Genomic DNA, 15,661 nt, shown 5'->3' with positions numbered 1-15,661 from the left:
CGCCCCGAGACTGTCCGTAAGGATGTGATCAGACATCTACCAGGCATGGTTCGGACACATCGGTTGTGCTGCGGGACAACTCGGTCGGCGGAGCGGGGGACGAAGTGAAGGCGCTCGGACAGGTCGTAACCCTCGTGCTGTGGCTCGGCGCGTGGCTCGCGCTCATCGTGGGCGCGGTCATGCTCATCCCCGGGACCGCGACGCTCCTGAAAGATCCCCAGGCCGCGCCCACCTGTGACGAAAGGACAATGGAGCCCGGCACGATCTGCCGCCACTATCGCAACGGCGCCCCGGTCGGCGGCGAGACATACGAGCAAGCGCTGGCGGCGCAGCGCAACAGCCATGAGGACGGCATCCAGATCCTGCTGATAGCGGGCGGGGTGATCATCGCCAGTTCCGCTGTCCTGTTGGGCATCAAGTACGCCCTGGAATCCGGTGATCAGAAGCCCGCGACCGCGGACCTGCGAGAACGGGAACTTCTCCGAGCCGCCACCGCCGGCGACCCGGTCGCGATGAACAACCTGGCGCGACTGTTCCACCAGCGCGTGGAAGAACAGAACAGGCTCCAGCGCTGGCTTCGCCGGCACCAGAACGGCGGCGATCTGGCCGAGGCCCAACTCTGGTTTCGCAGAGCCGCTGTCGCCGGGCACCCCGACGCCATGGCCGGTCTCGCGGCTCTGCTCAACAAGGACGGGAACCACAGCGAGGCCGAATTGTGGTATCGCAGAGCAACTGCCGCCGAGGCCGCGCCGTACACCCGGCAAAGCGGTACGGCGGCCGCCGCCGCCCCGGCACCTCCGCGGGCACGGCCGAACCTCACCCAGCCGGGCGAGTTCAAGACTCTGCTCACCATGGTGATGGGTAATCACCCCACGGCCGAACGGCTGATCGCCTTCGAGCAACAGAAGACCCCGGGCATCGACCGAGCGGCGGCCATCACCAAGGCGATCGAGAGACTGCGCGGGGACCTCGGCAGGTGAGTTCCGGCGATACATCGATCGCGCGTTCGGGACGCCCGCGGGGGCGGTCGTAGACTTGCGCGATGGCACACGACTCGGACCGATCGGTCGACATCAAGCCGCGCTCCCGTGATGTCACCGATGGACTCCAGAAGACGGCCGCCCGCGGCATGTTGCGGGCCGTCGGTATGGGTGACGACGACTGGGGCAAGCCGCAGATCGGGGTCGCCTCGAGCTGGAACGAGATCACGCCCTGCAACCTGTCACTCGACCGGCTGGCCAAGGCCGTCAAGGTGGGTGTGCACGCGGGGGGTGGCTATCCCTTGGAATTCGGCACGATCTCGGTGTCCGACGGCATCTCGATGGGCCACGAGGGCATGCATTTCTCGCTGGTCAGCCGGGAGATCATCGCGGATTCCGTCGAGACGGTCATGATGGCCGAACGCCTCGACGGTTCCGTGCTGCTGGCCGGCTGCGACAAGAGTCTGCCGGGCATGCTGATGGCCGCCGCGCGACTGGATCTGTCGAGTGTGTTCCTGTACGCCGGTTCGACTCTGCCGGGCAGTCTCGACGGCAGGGACGTCACGATCATCGACGCGTTCGAGGCGGTCGGCGCCTGCCTGAAGGGTTTGATCACCCCGGCGGAGGTCGATCGGATCGAGCGGGCCATCTGTCCCGGTGAAGGCGCGTGCGGCGGGATGTACACCGCCAACACCATGGCCTCGGCCGCGGAGGCCCTGGGGATGAGCCTGCCCGGATCCGCCGCGCCGCCCGCCCCCGACCGTCGCCGCGACGACTTCGCCCACAAGTCCGGTGAGGCCGTCGTGGAGCTGCTGCGCAGAGGCATCACGGCGCGCGACATCATGACCCTGGAGGCCTTCGAGAACGCCATCACGGTGGTGATGGCGCTCGGTGGTTCCACCAACGCCGTGTTGCACCTGCTGGCTATCGCCCGCGAGGCCGGGGTGGATCTCACCCTCGCCGACTTCAATCGTGTCGGTGACAAGGTGCCGCACCTGGGTGATCTCAAGCCGTTCGGCCGCTACGTGATGAACGACGTCGACAAGGTCGGCGGAATCCCCGTCGTGATGAAGGCGCTGCTCGACGCGGGTCTCATGCACGGCGATGTCATGACCGTCACCGGCAGGACCATGGCCGAGAATCTGGCCGATATCGAACTCGGCCTCGATGGTGACGTCATCCGTCCGCTCGATCGGCCGATCCACAAGACGGGCGGCCTCACCATCCTGCACGGCACACTCGCGCCCGAAGGCGCCGTCGTGAAGAGCGCCGGCTTCGACTCCGACGTCTTCCGCGGGACAGCCCGGGTGTTCGACGGGGAGCGCGCCGCGATGGAGGCGCTCGAGGACGGCACGATCGCCGCCGGTGATGTGGTCGTCATCCGCTACGAGGGGCCCAAGGGCGGCCCGGGCATGCGCGAGATGCTCGCCATCACCGGCGCGATCAAGGGCGCCGGGCTCGGCAAGGACGTCCTGCTGCTCACCGACGGCCGATTCTCCGGCGGCACAACAGGATTGTGTGTCGGTCATGTCGCTCCCGAAGCCGTGGACGGCGGCCCGATCGCCTTCGTCGCCGACGGTGATCCCATCGTCCTCGACGTCGCCAACCGCACCCTCGACGTGGAGATCGACGAGAGCGAACTCGCCGCCCGCAAGGTCGGCTGGGAGCCGCACCCGCCCAGGTACACCTCGGGCGTGCTCGCCAAGTACCGCAAGCTGGTCAGCTCGGCCGCGCACGGCGCCGTCACCGCCTGACCTACGCGATCGGTACGGCCTTGTCCGCACGCTGGGCGCGCAGCAGGGCCGGGCGGTGCTTGCCGTCGGAGAACCAGTGGTGCGATCCGGGCTTGCGGGCCTCGGTCGCCAGGTGCTTGATACCGGCCGCGCAGGCGAATTCCTTGAGTTTCTTGCCCACGGCCCCGCGGAAGTACAGCCGCATGGCGGTCTCATCCTTGTGACCGAGCTGGTAGATCCCGGCGTCGCGGCCGAAGCTGAGGCACATGGCGGGGAACGACATGTCGATCGGCGCGGGCTGCTCCCCCGCGATCCGGTGCAGCAGGGTGTCGGCGGCGTGCGCTCCCAGGCAGTACGCGGTGTAGGCACTCATCCGGAACGGCAGGTCCGAGGGAGCCGACGAGTCGCCCGCCGCGACGATGCGCTCGTCGTCGATGCTGGTCAGGGTCTCGTCGGTGAGCAGGCGACCGGCGGCGTCAGTGCTCAGCCCGCTGCGGGCGGCCAGGTCGGGCACGCCGAAGCCGGCGGTCCAGATGGTGACCGCACTCGCCAGCCTCCGGCCGTCGGCGAGTTCCACGGCGTCGGCCGTCACCTCGGTGACCGCGCAGCCTTCGATGACGGTCACACCGAGCTCGGCGAGGTACTTGTGCGCCGTGCGCCGCGCCTTCGGGTGCAGGTACGGGACGAGGGCGCCGCCACAGACCAAGGTGACCACGCGCCCCTGTTCGGCCAGCTCGGCGGCGGTCTCAACGCCGGTCGGGCCGCCTCCGATCACGGTTACCGCGGCCGTGGCGGGAGTGTCGAAAAGCATCGACCGCATCCGGTGCGCCGCCTCCAAAGTCGCGATCGGATAGGCGAACTCGGCCGCGCCCGGCACCTGCGGCGCGGCATTACCGCTGCCCACCGCGTAGATCAGGTAGTCGTAGCCGATGCTGCCGCCGTCGGCCAGCAACACCTTGCGCTCGGCCGCGTCGATCCGCGTCACGCTGTCGACCACCAGCCGGACACCTTCGGCCAGCACGTCCTGGTAATCGACGACCGCGTCGTGAGTTCCGCCTACCAGCTGATGCAACCGCAGCCGGGGAACGAACACCTGACGAGGGTTGATCACGGTTACCCGCACATCGTCGCGCTGCGTCAGGCGGTTGGCCGCCATCACGCCCGCGTATCCGCCACCGACCACGACGACTTCGTTCTTGTTGGTCATTGTCTTTCCTTCGTCCGCTGGGGGGTTCGGGCACAAGACACCGGTCACCCTCGCGCTGTGACAGCCGAGTGAGGCAGGTCACAACGCGCCAGCACGACAGCCGGCACAGCGGCGAGGGTGAACAGCACACCCGCCATCGCGACGTAGAGGTAGACGCCGGTCGCCGTGCTCACCGGGGCGCCGTCGGCGAAGGCGCCGGGGATTCGGGTGGCCTCGAGCACCTCACCCCCGGCGATGTTGAAGACGACCGAGCCGAGAGCGAGTACGACCGACACCAGACCGGCGATCGTGCCCTGGCGCTCGGGCGCGGCGAGATCGATCGCCAGGTTGTAGCCGGAGGCGCCGATCGCACCGGCGGCCATGCCGACCATGGCGCCGCACGCGATCGCCACCGGAAGCACCGATACGCCCGCCAGCATCGCGAACGTGCCCAGTATCCCGACGGCGATGCCACCGAGGAGGGGCAGTGCGGGACCGCACCGCCCCGCGACCCATCCGGCGATCGTGCCACCCACGACGATGCCGATATTGGGCGTGGCGAGTAACACCGCGATCGCCTCGCCGTGGCCCAGCCCGTAACCGAGACCCAGGTCGGACGGCACCTGAGCGACGATGCTCGTCAGCTGCAGCATGCTCCGGAAGGAGCCCGCCGCGAGGACCAGGGCCAGCAGCGTCAACAGGACCGGGCGCCCCAGACCGCGAATGTCGATGAGGGGATTGTCTATTCGCAGCGCGCGCACGGCCCACCCCGCCAGCGCGGCCGCACCGGCCGCGAGCAGCGCGATCATGCCCCCGGACAGCCATCCGACGTCGCTGCCGAGGCTGGCGTAGGCGAGCACCGTGCCGAGCCCGCCGCCGAGCAGTAGCGCCCCGCCCACATCGATCCGGCCGGGACTCCGGATCGGCGATTCCGGCAGGTAGGCACGCACGCAGACCGCGGCGACCGCGGCGAGCAGCGCCGCCGAGACGAAGACGCTCCGATAGCCGAAGGCATGGATGATCGGCTGCATCAGGAACGGCTCGATGATTCCGACCAGAGACGAGGCGGACGTCACGACCCCGACCACGGCCATCGCCACCCCCGGACGGCAGATCTGGCGCGCGAGGGCCACCGTGAGAAAGACCGCCGCGAAGGCCGCGCCCTGGAGGAACCGACCCACCAGGAAGATCCGAACGTTCGGCGCGACAAGGCAGATCAGCGCCCCCGCGCATGCGAGGAGCAGCGTGCCGAACAGTACCCGGCGCTTGCCGTAGATGTCGGAACTCTTCGCGAGCAGCGGCGACCAGATGGCCCCGGCCAACATCGCACCGGCATTCAGCCACGCGGCCTGATCGGTATCGAAATGGTCGAGCAATTGGGGCAGGACCATCATGGGCGAGCCGATGACCACATCGGCGAGGACATTGGCGAGGGTGAGCACGGCGACCCAGAGCACGAGCCGGCTACTCCAGCGCTGCTCTCGAACGCCGATGCCGGTCGTCTCCAGCGCGTCGGTCACAGTGAATTCTCTTCGGCGCGTGGGGAATCGGTGCCGGATGCTCGCAGCGCCCGGTTGCGTGCGGCGATGTCGGCCCAGGTAGCGGGCACTATGCGGTCACGACCGCGCTCGACTCGCTGCTGCGCGAGCGTGACATGGGGCCGCTGCCGAATCTCGTACCGCGCGAAGGCAACTGCGTGATCGTCGCCGGACCGCTCGAATTCTTCGGCGAGAAAACGAGCGCCGGTCAGTGCGAGCGAGGTGCCCCGGCCGGACAGGTAGGCGGGGCAGTACCCGGCGTCCCCGACGAGGACTACGCGGCCGCGATGCCAGCTGGGCAGGTGAATCTGGCTCGCGGAGGTGAAGAAGAAATCGGGATCGGCGCGCGCCGCCTCGAGCAGTTCCGGAATCCGCCACGACCGGTAGCCCGCGAAGGCGTCGACGAGGATCTGCTTCTGGGCGTCCAGGTCGTGATGGTCGTAAACGACCGGCTCCGAACGGAATTGGAAGTTCGCGACGGCCCGGCCCCCGTACCGGAAGACGCCCGCCATTCGGCCGGGCACGTTGAAGATCGAGTTGGCGTCCTCGGTGTGCGCCTCGCCGGGGAGTTCGGCGAGGGCGAAGTAGACGCCGAGGTATCGCAGGTGGTCCGGCTCGGGCCCGAATACCAGCCCCCGTACCGCCGAATGCTGGCCGTCGGCGCCGATCACCAGGTCGTACCGCCCGGTGCGGCCGGACGCGAAACGCACGTCCACCCCGCGCTCGCCGTCGGTCAGTGCCGCGACCGACTCGCCGAAGTGGAACTTCGCAGTGTCCGGGACCGCCTCCGCGAGGATGCGCACGAGATCCTCGCGGAGCAGTTCGATGTCGTCGTCGGAGTCGTTGACCTCCGCCATCGGGATGCGGGCCACCGGCTCGCCCCGGCTGTCGACGAACCGGGTCAGTTCGGACATCCTGACCCGTCGCTTCCGGATCTTCGCGAGCAGCCCCATCCCGTCCACGGCCTCGAGCGCCGCGCCGCGGATGTCGATGGGTGTGCCGGTGAGCCGGAGCTGCCGGGCGGACTCGACAACGGTGACGTCGTGACCGCGGGCGCCGAACTCGAGCGCGCAGGCGAGCCCGGCGATTCCGGCACCGGAGACAAGGATGTTCACGTGGGCGCTCCAAGGATTTTCGCTGAGGTGTGCGGTCGAGCCCGACCACTAAAGCAACGATTTATAGCTTTTAACGCAGACTACTTACGATCGGTTTGCACCGCAACGCCGCACCTGGCGACAATCGGCACCCGAGCGGAAACAGGAGGTGAGCGCGGCGATGGCCGACGAGACCGCTGACCGGTCGCCCGCGCGGCGCCCCGGTGGCCGCACCGCGCGGGTGCGAGCGCGCGTCCTCGCCGCGACCGCCGAACTCGTGGCGCGCGACGGCATCGCGGGCTTCCGCTACGAGGAGGTCGCCGAGGCTGCCGGCGTGCACAAGACCAGCGTCTACCGCAACTGGCCCGACCGCGAGCAGTTGGTCGCCGAGGCCCTGCTGCGGTATGCCGAGGACCTCGCCACCATCGCCGACACCGGCGACATCCACCGCGATCTGGTGGACTACCTGGTGGCCCTCGCCGGTGGCCTGAACACGCCGTTCGGCCAGGCACTCGAACTGTCCACCCAGCCCGCCCACGATAACCCCCTCGTCCGGCAGACGGTGGCCAGGATCCTCGAACAGCGCGGCGCCGCCCTGCGGAGACGCGTGCGCCTCGCCGTCGACCGCGGCGAGCTACCACCGGTCGACAGCGCCCTGCTCGGCGAAATGGTGTTCGGCCCAGTGCATCTCATCGTCGTCCGCGGCATGCGCTCGTTCACCCGCGCCGACGCGGAACGCATCGTCGACGTGGTGCTGGCTGGGATCCGGGCTACGGCCCACACCTGAAGTCACAGATAGAGCCGTCCGGCATGGCTCACTAGTCTGGACGGGTGAAGTTCACTACCGATGTCGAACGCGGCGGGTGGCTGGTGGCGCGCGCCGGCGCGGACGGGGTCGGCAACGTCGCCGGTACCGGCTTCGACGCTTATGCGCGAATCCTGCACCCGGTCGAGGCGATTCGCCGCGACGTCACGGTCACCGACGAGTGGGGCACTCCCGAGGTCGTGGCGGAGGCGATGTGGCCGTGGGCCGAGGTCGCCGCGCGCAACGGCAGAGTGATGCATCCACTTGTGCAGTGGCGCAAGCTCACCGACGACGAGGACGAGTCGGCGATGTCGTTCGATGACGGCTGGGAGGTCGGCCAGTCCGTCGAGGGATGGTTCGACCCGAGCCTGCTGGCCGTGCTCACTGTCCATCTCCGCGCGGCCACCGAGACACCGGACAAGGTGACGGCCGGGGTGTGGAATGGCTTCGGCGAGCTGAACGCGTCCGCGGGGACGGTATTCATCGCGTCCACCGACGACGATCCGCAGAGCATCGAGCGCGAGCGAGCTCGAATAGACGCCGAGCTGGCCGCCTCCGTCGCGCCGGAAATCAGACGAGCGGTCGAGGCAGGCCCCTTCCTGCGATGGCCTGGACGCGACTTCCTGCTGTTCGACACCAGTCTCTCCGAACTCGCCGACCCCGGCTGGGTGCACGCGGCGGGCCTCGGCTGGACAACCGACTTCCCCGGCGTGACACCCCAACTGCTCTGGCCCGCCGACCACGCATGGGTCGTGGCGACCGAGATCGACTTCGACTCCACGATCGTCGCCGGCTCGCGGGCCCTGATCGACGCGGTGCTGGGCGATGAACGCTTCGAGGCCTTCGAGATCAACGAGCGCTCCGATCTGAGCTGGGAGGGCGACACCATCAACTCCGCGCCGTGACCAGCCGAGTCACGGGGTGTTGACTATCCCGAACAATTGACCGGGCCAGGGGTGGTCGAGATACGCACCCGGGTCGTCGACCGCCAGCGACGATGTAATGCCGACCTCGCTGTACCCGTAGCCGACTCGGAGATCCATACGCATCGGCTCCGGTCGTTCCGCGTCCACGTGCAAGACGACCGATCGTCTCTCCTGGAAGAACGGGATCCCCGTCGGCGAATCGACCTCTGAGGTGGCAACACTCACTGTGAGCGGAACATCGCACGCCCGTTCCCCATCCGGGCTCTCGCCGCGAAACTCGCCGGGCTCCAATACGGCGGTGAGAATGGCGGGCTGCGCACGGTCTACCTCGAACCGAATATGCACCGTGCCTTGGCAGTTCGAGTTCACTCCCGGTGTTTTGATCTCCGCACCGGACCAGAAGAACACGGGCACAGACCGGACATCGGCGGACGCGGTCGCGGTGCTCACGAACACCGCCGCCGCACCGATCACGCATGCCGTCCACAGCCGGCGTCTGTTCATTGGCTTACCCCCTCCCTCACCCCGAGTCGTCGGGGTATCCCATCTTTCCTATTGTCGATCACGAACGCCGGTGTCGAGTCGGGAATCGGCGGTGTGAGTGCATCGGGCCGACATTGTGTCCGCACCGGCGATTGTGCCGATTCGGGATCCCGGCGCGACGGTTAAGGTGCGGAACAATGACCGACTTGATTGACAAGACCGCTCTCGTCACGGGGGCTTCTCGCGGCATCGGCCGGGCGATCGCCCAGCGGCTCGCCGACGACGGTGCACTGGTCGCCGTGCACTACGGCAGCAATGACGCGGCCGCGCGGGAAACCGTCACCGCGATCGAACACGCAGGCGGACAAGCCTTCTCGGTGCGTGCGGACCTCACCGCCACCGACGGCGTGGACCAGCTGTTCACCGCTCTCGATGGTCGTCCCCTGGATATCGTGGTGAACAACGCCGCCGTCGCGATGCCCGAGGCCACCGTCGAAAACGCTACCGCCGAACAATTCGATCGGCAGTTCGCGCTGAACGTGCGAGCACCGTTCTTCGTTGTCCAACGGGCACTGCCCCTGCTGCGCGACGGCGGCCGCATCATCAACATCTCCTCCGGCGTCACCTGGTTCGCCACACCACAGATCGTGTACTCGATGACCAAGGGGGCGCTCAATGTGTTCGGCCGTTCGCTGGCGAACACGCTGGGGTCACGCGGCATTACGGTGAACAATGTCTCCCCCGGAATCACCGACACCGAAATGAATGCGTGGCTGCACGAATCCGACGAGGCCGCAGCGGGCGTCGCTGACATGACCGCCCTCGGCCGAGTAGGCCAAGCGGCCGACATCGCCGACGCGGTCGCCTTCCTCGCCTCCCACGACGGCCGATGGATCACCGGCCAGACCCTCGAGGTGAACGGAGGCCTGTTCCTAGGCCCCCGGACGCCGTAATTGCCTGCCGGACACCCGCTTCCGCGCCGGACCGGCCGCGAACGATCGAGCGGTGGCTCATCCGGCAGGCTGCCGCGTCAGGTAATTATCTGTTCGGCGAGGGCATCCGCTACGGGCTTCGGGGCGAAATTCTGCAGTCCGTGCCCGACGCCGGGCAGCATTCGGATGTGCCCCTCACGGGCGTGCTCCCGCACGAGCATCGCGTCGGTGTCGGCGGTCAGGGCGAACACCGCCGGATCGGCGCGCAGGAGCAAGACGGGGCCGCGCACCGCGCTCAGCCAGGTCGCCGCCCCGTCCAGGCCGCCGTAGACCTCACGGGTGCTGTTCACGATCGCGTCGAGGAATACGGGATCGTGCCGGTGCAACGCGGCGGCCATCCGCCGCAGATATGGATGGCCGGGGCCGAGCATCTCGGCGGTGGTCCGGTCGCCCGCGGGCTCGGCGCCGAGCAACGTCAGTAGTTCGGATTCCGGCCGCCCGCACCAGCTTCGCCACGTACGCATCCGAGCGCCGGTGCGCTCGAACAGCGTCAGCATGCCGGACAGCGTCAGTGGCGCGTCTCCGACAACCAGCCCCGACACCACATCCGGATGCCTCCCGGCCAACGCCAGCGCGACCTGCCCGCCATAGGAATGGCCGTACCACCACGCCGGACCGCCGAGATTGGCGACAGCCCAGCTCGCAAGCTCGTCGGCAGCGTCCTCCAGGCGGTAACACCCGGTCCAGGCCGACTCTCCGTGCCCCGGCAGGTCGACGCCCCACCACCGGACCGCCCGTGGCAGCTGCTCGAACAACTCCGTGCCCAACCGCCAACTGCCCGAACCACCGTGCAGGAAGACCAACTCCGGTCCGGTCCCGCCGCCGAACTGCCCGTTGATCGCGAGACGCTCGCGATGACCTGCCACGCCAACCTCCGTCATATATGCACTCGGTATAATAGTAGCTCGAGTGCAGAATCCGGTAGGATGCGTCCGTGCCCGGACTCCGCGAGCGAAAGAAACAGCAAACCCGACAAGCGATTTCGGATGCGGCCATCTCGCTGTTCTTGGATGCCGGATACGAACAGACCTCCGTCACCGCGATCGCCGAGGCGGCCGCGGTGTCCCGCCGAACTCTGTTCAGCTACTTCCCCGCCAAAGAGGACCTGGTTCTACACCGGATCGCCGACCACGAGGGAGAGTCCGCACGCGTCGTCCGAGACCGCCCGACGCGATGGTCACCACTCGCCGCGCTGCGCGCCCACCATCTGACCGGCCTCGACCGCCGCGACCCCGTAACCGGACTCTGCGACGACTCCGAAGTACTCGCGCTGTACCGGCTGATCAACGAAAACCCCGTGCTGTCCAACGGATTACTGGCATTCCGAAGGCGCGACGCCGCCCTACTCGCCGATGCCCTACAGGACACCACCAACACCCAACCCCTCCGCGCACGCCTGGCCGCAGCCCAGTTCACCACCACCCAACACCTACTGGCCGAAGACAACGTAAACCACCTCGACAAGGGCCAGTCAGCCGACGAACGCCACCCCGCCGCAGTAGCCGACGCCGAAACGGCATTCACACTGCTACACAACGGTTTACACAAACTCTGACCCGCGCTGTCATGTCAACCGATCTGGCGTTTTCGGGCTTCGCGGAGATGGTCGCCACGGCTCGAGCGGCCAACGGCGGGGCGATGCGGTCGCAGGCTCAACTTCCGCCAGAACCGCCTGGCGGCCACACGGTCATCCCAGCTCACCGGGCCTGATCAGCCTATTGCGCGCGGTGTTCGGTCGCGCCGGGCTCGAGGGGTTGCGTCCGGCTCACGTGCTGGTGCTGGTGCGGCTACTCGGCGGTGGCAGGCGTGCGGTGGAGTTGGCCGCCGATATCGGGGTGTCGCCGCAAGCGGTCGCGCAGGTCGCGGTGACATTGGAACGCGGCGGCTACCTCGAGCGCGTCGCCGATCCGGCCGACGCACGCGCCAAATTGCTTCGCCTCACCGACGCGGGAAGACACGCTCTGCGCGTGACCCGAACCGCCGGCGAGCAGACCGAGCATCGCTGGCGCGACGCGCTCGGCGAGCAGGACATCGACGAGTTACGCAGACTGCTCACCGCGGTCCTCGATCTCGAATCCCCTCCCTGAACAGGCCGGCAACAGATTCCGGCCGGATCGAGCTGCCCACCGGTTGCGACCTGTCACGCGGTGGTGGCTTCGACGCGGTCGAGGGCGGTATCGGTGGGATCGAGGGGGTCGTAGAACTCGCAGAACACCGGCGCGCCCCGGAGGATGTTGTCGAGGTTCCACATCGGGATCGGGATGGTGCGGCCGGTGAGCCAGTCGAGGACGAACTCGGTGACAGTGCCGGGGTAGAAGCCCCACTGGATCCGGTCGATATCGGTGAATACCAAGGTCCAGTTGTCCGAGTCGGGGTCGTGGGCGTCCCAGAGGCCATAGGTGCCGCAGAAGGATCCGCCCCACTGGATGAGGGTGGCCGGGTCGATCGACACCCCCGGCGGTAGTTCGGTGGGGAGTTCGCCGAATTCGTCGTCGCCCAGGGGTTCGCGGGCGGCGAGAGTGACGTCGGCGAGGTCGAGGTAGGGGTGGGCGGAGGGCCGGTACAGCCGCAGCAGGTTGCAGAACCGGACATCACCGTAAGCGGCCAGCAGGTCTGTGAAGTCCTGCGGGAGCGCGGTGACTCCGAGGCGCTGCTGCGCCGCGGTCCAGTCGAAGTCGCGGCCGTAGCCCGGTGGCGGGGGCAGCAGGGCCTGCAGGTCGTCCAGTGCGCTCACAATCGGTATCCCCTCCGGCGCCTTTCAGAAGTTCTGCACGTAGGTCGGTGGTAGGTTCCATTCCCGGCCGGCCCATGCCGGCAGCAGGTAGTAGTCGGGCACCACTTTGTCATCGTTGGAGATCGGGATCTTCCGGTAGGTGACGTCCCAGCCTTGCGCCTTACACTGTGCGGCCCAACCCGTTGAGCCGCGCCGCCTCGGCGTTACCGCGCCGGGCTTCGAGGTCGCCCGGCCCGCACGTGCGGTGGCACCGCCGGTTCGGGTTCCTCATGATCGTGGCCGAGTTGCCCCGGGTCGGCAAGTGAGGGGTGCATGGCGGTGCCCGGTCATCGGTTCCGGACCCCCGCGTGATGGGCGCCGATCGAGGCTGGCCGGGGTCAGGCGGGGCGGCGGATCGCCTGCACGGCCGTGTCGTAGAGGTCGAACAGCTCGACCGGTCAGGTCGTATGGCCCGAACTTGGGCAGCAGGTGACACTCGATGGTGGAGCGGAGACTGCTCATCGAGCTTTCGAGGAGATCCTGCCGCCCGTACCACTTGTTGGCGTAGTCACAGAACAGCATGGCCATCGTGCTCGGGGCTGATGTGCGGGTGGCCACGCTCGCGGCATGTGCCAGACCGCCCGGTCCTGGGTGGCCGGTCCGCCGCTGCTCAATCTCCGCGTGGGCTCCGGCCTGCTCCGCAGTGCGCTTGGACGGGAAGCGAATCGGCTTGCCCGCCTCATCACGCAATGCGTCGTACTCGCCAGGACTGACCGGATGTGAGCCGTGTAGTAGACAGTCATTCCGCTGTAGCGCTTCCTCGGAAAAGCCATATCAGCTCACCACCGGTCCGAGCCCGGAGCCGTGTGTCAGCAGCGTTGATAGATGCGTCATGAGAACTCTCGGCGTCGTGCGCTCATCAGCGCAGAGAAGGAGGGGATGGTGCCACGACCGGGTTCATACACGGTCGCCAGCTACCGGATCGCGCCGATCTCATCCTCCGACGCACTCCCCAAGGCGGATGCACCTCGTGGGATCCCTAGCAGGGTAGCCAGTTGCGCCTCTGCCGTGCAACCGATCTCGCGGAACAGTCCGGACCCCGACACGCCGCCGGACGATTCGAAAAATATTTCCGGGAGTTGGCGACACATCAGCAAACTTCAGTCGGGCGCCTGAGCGAAGCCCTGCCCGACACCCGCGCGCGTAGGCAGATCCCCGAAAGACCCGTCCGCAGATTCATGGGTCCGGCGGAAGATCGCCCGTCAGACCTGTCGACGGGCTCGGTGGATCAGCCGGTACATCTGTGGACACCTAGCTGTGCGCGTTTGGGCAAATTTGGGCAAAGTCGCCGTTCTGAGCCAGGCTGAAGCGTGCCGAACCGGACGGAAACGCATCGAAGGACCACTAGCAAGCGAAGGGGCAGACGATCGGTCAGATGCTCAAAAGTCCTGCTCAGGAAGTGCGTGAGCAGGGAAGTTACGCTGCTCGAGAGCTCATCTGCTATCGTCTCTCCAGCCCCCCGGGGCAAGCGCCGGTGTAGTTTAGTGGTAGAACATCAGCTTCCCAAGCTGAGAGTGCGGGTTCGATTCCCGTCACCGGCTCCATCCATTTAGACCGTCTGACCAGCAATTCCGTTGGCGGGCGGCCTTTCTCGTTGAAGCCGGGTGTAGTCCTAGGTGTAGTCTTTCGCTCCTTTCGCGCTGACCGACTCCCCGAATCGACTTTCCGATCGTATCTCGCCGCCGGTCCCAAGGGCACGCGAGCACGCCCAACCTGCGGCGACCTCACCAATCGAGAAATCCCTGTCATACCTGATTGCTACGTACATACGCGGTATGTATATTCATATCCGCACCAACCACCGGGGCCGCCACCCCGGACCGACCGCCGCCACGGTCGAAACCCGAAAGGAACCAACGAAGATGACGCACGCCCACACCACCCGCCAGGACATGCTCGACAAGGTCCGCAAGCTCCTCGCCAAGGCCGAGAGCGTCGCCGGTACTCCAGAGGCGGATGTCCTCAACGCCAAGGCATTCGAGCTGATCGCGAAGTACGGCATCGACGAGACCGCCGCCCGTGCGAACGCTGGAGAAGGTCCCGCGCCGATCGAGATGGTCCGGTTCTCCCTCAACGGCCAGTACCTTCGGGAGCAGGCATTTCTGTTCCAGATTCTCGCCGCAGCACTCCACTGCGAGCCAATGATGCTGAACGACTACAGCCTTCAGGTGGCTTACGGCACCGCCGGGCATATCGAGCGGCTGCGCGTCCTGTTCGCAACCCTGGCGCCGCAGATGCTCGCCGGTGCAGCCCGTCAGCGTCCGACCCGATACGCCACGGTCGGCGTGAAGGCATTCCGGATGTCCTGGATGCGTGGCTTCTACACGGAGATCGGTGCCCGGCTGCGCGAGGCAGAAAGCACGGCAGCCGCCGAGTCCGGGACCGGCACCGAGCTGGTGCTCCTGGACGACGCGAAGCGCGCGATGGCCGCCCTCGATGCCGAACACTCCGGGCTCTACGCGGACGTCTCCCGGCGCAGCCGACACGACGGCGACGCCGCGGACGCAGGCGCAGCTGCCGCACAGCGCGTGAACCTCGGCCAGGCCGGCGTCGGCGGTCGTCGCGCCATCGGCGCCTGACCGCACCGGATTCACCCAGGCCGGGCCTGTACCCGCAGGCTCGGCCACCCACCAGGGCCGCCACCCCGTAGCCAGAGGAACCAGACATGCAGCTCACCTACAGCGCCGAATGGCAGGACGAGAACGCCAACGAAGCCACGCTCGCCATCTGCGGCTACCACGGCCGCACCCTCTGGGTCAGCCGAGAAGACGCGTACCGCTGGATCGTTCTCGACGCTGACCGCGCGATCGTCGAGATGGGCCGCGAAGGGGACGAGGGCGACGCACGCGATGCCGCCGAGGAAGCCATCCGCAGGCACGCCGCCCGCACCAACGGATAGCTCACCACCAGGCCCGGCCGGCGCATAAGGCCCGGCCCACCCCCCCCCGGGCCGCCCCCCCCCCCCCCCGAGGGACCAGATCATGAGCCCGTTCGCGCCCCCCCCCCCACAGCGGCACCTCCACCGTCCGGCCCATCGCGGGCGAGCGCACCGATACCTCGACCAGCCGATCGGAGAGGGACTCGACGTGGTCGATCGCCGCTTCCAGGGGAGGCGACTTCTCCGCCCGGGGCTGCGGCCCCTCGGCCGAAC

Annotated in this window: 15 protein-coding genes, 1 tRNA gene and 1 pseudogene; 10 read left to right on the top strand and 7 right to left on the bottom strand. The window is 67.7% G+C overall.

The window, feature by feature from the left end; all coding sequences use genetic code 11:
- Nucleotides 1-65 precede the first annotated feature (65 nt).
- A complete protein-coding gene (locus QH470_RS34660) occupies nucleotides 66-980 on the top strand; it encodes an SEL1-like repeat protein (RefSeq protein ID WP_280276614.1) in 915 nt (304 codons plus the stop codon).
- Nucleotides 981-1,042: 62 nt separating this feature from the next.
- Nucleotides 1,043-2,734: a dihydroxy-acid dehydratase gene (gene ilvD, locus QH470_RS34655; RefSeq protein ID WP_280276613.1), complete on the top strand. Its 1,692-nt coding sequence runs from the start codon at nucleotides 1,043-1,045 to the stop codon at nucleotides 2,732-2,734.
- 1 nt (nucleotide 2,735) lies between these two features.
- On the opposite strand, the gene QH470_RS34650 is transcribed toward ilvD, so the two are convergent.
- From QH470_RS34650 to QH470_RS34640, 3 genes are read right to left on the bottom strand one after another with little or no spacing between them, the layout of a single operon-like run.
- Nucleotides 2,736-3,920 carry an NAD(P)/FAD-dependent oxidoreductase gene (locus QH470_RS34650; protein ID WP_280276612.1) on the bottom strand — a complete coding sequence of 395 codons (1,185 nt, stop codon included), beginning with the start codon at nucleotides 3,918-3,920 and terminating at the stop codon, nucleotides 2,736-2,738.
- A gap of 44 nt (nucleotides 3,921-3,964) precedes the next feature.
- Nucleotides 3,965-5,419 carry an MFS transporter gene (locus tag QH470_RS34645; protein ID WP_280276611.1) on the bottom strand — a complete coding sequence of 485 codons (1,455 nt, stop codon included), beginning with the start codon at nucleotides 5,417-5,419 and terminating at the stop codon, nucleotides 3,965-3,967.
- A complete protein-coding gene (locus tag QH470_RS34640; protein ID WP_280276610.1) occupies nucleotides 5,416-6,552 on the bottom strand; it encodes an FAD-dependent monooxygenase in 1,137 nt (378 codons plus the stop codon). Before QH470_RS34640 ends, QH470_RS34645 begins: the two co-directional genes overlap by 4 nt.
- A 160-nt stretch (nucleotides 6,553-6,712) precedes the next feature.
- On the opposite strand from QH470_RS34640, the gene QH470_RS34635 reads away from it, so the two are divergent.
- Both QH470_RS34635 and QH470_RS34630 read left to right on the top strand, forming a co-directional pair.
- Nucleotides 6,713-7,318 carry a TetR/AcrR family transcriptional regulator gene (locus QH470_RS34635; RefSeq protein WP_280276609.1) on the top strand — a complete coding sequence of 202 codons (606 nt, stop codon included), beginning with the start codon at nucleotides 6,713-6,715 and terminating at the stop codon, nucleotides 7,316-7,318.
- A gap of 44 nt (nucleotides 7,319-7,362) precedes the next feature.
- Nucleotides 7,363-8,241 (top strand): hypothetical protein, encoded by an 879-nt coding sequence (locus tag QH470_RS34630; protein ID WP_280276608.1) that lies wholly within the window; start codon nucleotides 7,363-7,365, stop codon nucleotides 8,239-8,241.
- Nucleotides 8,242-8,250: 9 nt separating this feature from the next.
- Here the strand turns inward: QH470_RS34630 and QH470_RS34625 are convergent, their stop codons facing one another.
- Nucleotides 8,251-8,766, bottom strand: coding sequence for a hypothetical protein (locus QH470_RS34625; RefSeq protein WP_280276607.1), 516 nt, complete (start codon nucleotides 8,764-8,766; stop codon nucleotides 8,251-8,253).
- 176 nt (nucleotides 8,767-8,942) lie between these two features.
- Here QH470_RS34625 and QH470_RS34620 point away from each other — a divergent pair, with 176 nt between their 5' ends.
- Entirely contained in the window at nucleotides 8,943-9,698 is a 756-nt protein-coding gene (locus QH470_RS34620) for an SDR family oxidoreductase (protein ID WP_280276606.1), read from the top strand.
- 77 nt (nucleotides 9,699-9,775) lie between these two features.
- Here the strand turns inward: QH470_RS34620 and QH470_RS34615 are convergent, their stop codons facing one another.
- A complete protein-coding gene (locus tag QH470_RS34615; RefSeq protein ID WP_280276605.1) occupies nucleotides 9,776-10,603 on the bottom strand; it encodes an alpha/beta fold hydrolase in 828 nt (275 codons plus the stop codon).
- A 68-nt stretch (nucleotides 10,604-10,671) separates the two neighbouring features.
- Here QH470_RS34615 and QH470_RS34610 point away from each other — a divergent pair, with 68 nt between their 5' ends.
- Both QH470_RS34610 and QH470_RS34605 read left to right on the top strand, forming a co-directional pair.
- Nucleotides 10,672-11,292: a TetR/AcrR family transcriptional regulator gene (locus QH470_RS34610; protein ID WP_280276604.1), complete on the top strand. Its 621-nt coding sequence runs from the start codon at nucleotides 10,672-10,674 to the stop codon at nucleotides 11,290-11,292.
- A 172-nt stretch (nucleotides 11,293-11,464) separates the two neighbouring features.
- Nucleotides 11,465-11,824 carry a MarR family winged helix-turn-helix transcriptional regulator gene (locus tag QH470_RS34605; RefSeq protein ID WP_280276603.1) on the top strand — a complete coding sequence of 120 codons (360 nt, stop codon included), beginning with the start codon at nucleotides 11,465-11,467 and terminating at the stop codon, nucleotides 11,822-11,824.
- A 53-nt stretch (nucleotides 11,825-11,877) separates the two neighbouring features.
- On the opposite strand, the gene QH470_RS34600 is transcribed toward QH470_RS34605, so the two are convergent.
- Nucleotides 11,878-12,471, bottom strand: a complete 594-nt coding sequence (locus QH470_RS34600) for a hypothetical protein (RefSeq protein WP_280276602.1) — start codon at nucleotides 12,469-12,471, stop codon at nucleotides 11,878-11,880.
- Nucleotides 12,472-13,980: 1,509 nt separating this feature from the next.
- Here QH470_RS34600 and QH470_RS34595 point away from each other — a divergent pair.
- The 3 genes from QH470_RS34595 (at nucleotide 13,981) to QH470_RS34585 (ending at nucleotide 15,409) form a co-directional block, all read left to right on the top strand.
- Nucleotides 13,981-14,054 (top strand) — tRNA-Gly (locus QH470_RS34595).
- Nucleotides 14,055-14,372: 318 nt separating this feature from the next.
- The gene (locus tag QH470_RS34590; protein WP_280276601.1) at nucleotides 14,373-15,089 is read left to right on the top strand and encodes a DUF2786 domain-containing protein; all 717 of its coding nucleotides are present in this window, start codon (nucleotides 14,373-14,375) and stop codon (nucleotides 15,087-15,089) included.
- Nucleotides 15,090-15,175: 86 nt separating this feature from the next.
- A complete protein-coding gene (locus tag QH470_RS34585) occupies nucleotides 15,176-15,409 on the top strand; it encodes a hypothetical protein (RefSeq protein ID WP_280276600.1) in 234 nt (77 codons plus the stop codon).
- 1 nt (nucleotide 15,410) lies between these two features.
- Here the strand turns inward: QH470_RS34585 and QH470_RS34580 are convergent.
- A pseudogene (locus tag QH470_RS34580) lies at nucleotides 15,411-15,661 on the bottom strand (hypothetical protein); the annotation flags it as partial.

The sequence above is a fragment of the Nocardia wallacei genome (genome assembly GCF_029868745.1).
Lineage (GTDB): Bacteria > Actinomycetota > Actinomycetes > Mycobacteriales > Mycobacteriaceae > Nocardia > Nocardia wallacei_B.
Note: the sequence above shows the minus strand (reverse complement) of the source record. Positions and strands in the feature narration are given on the sequence as shown.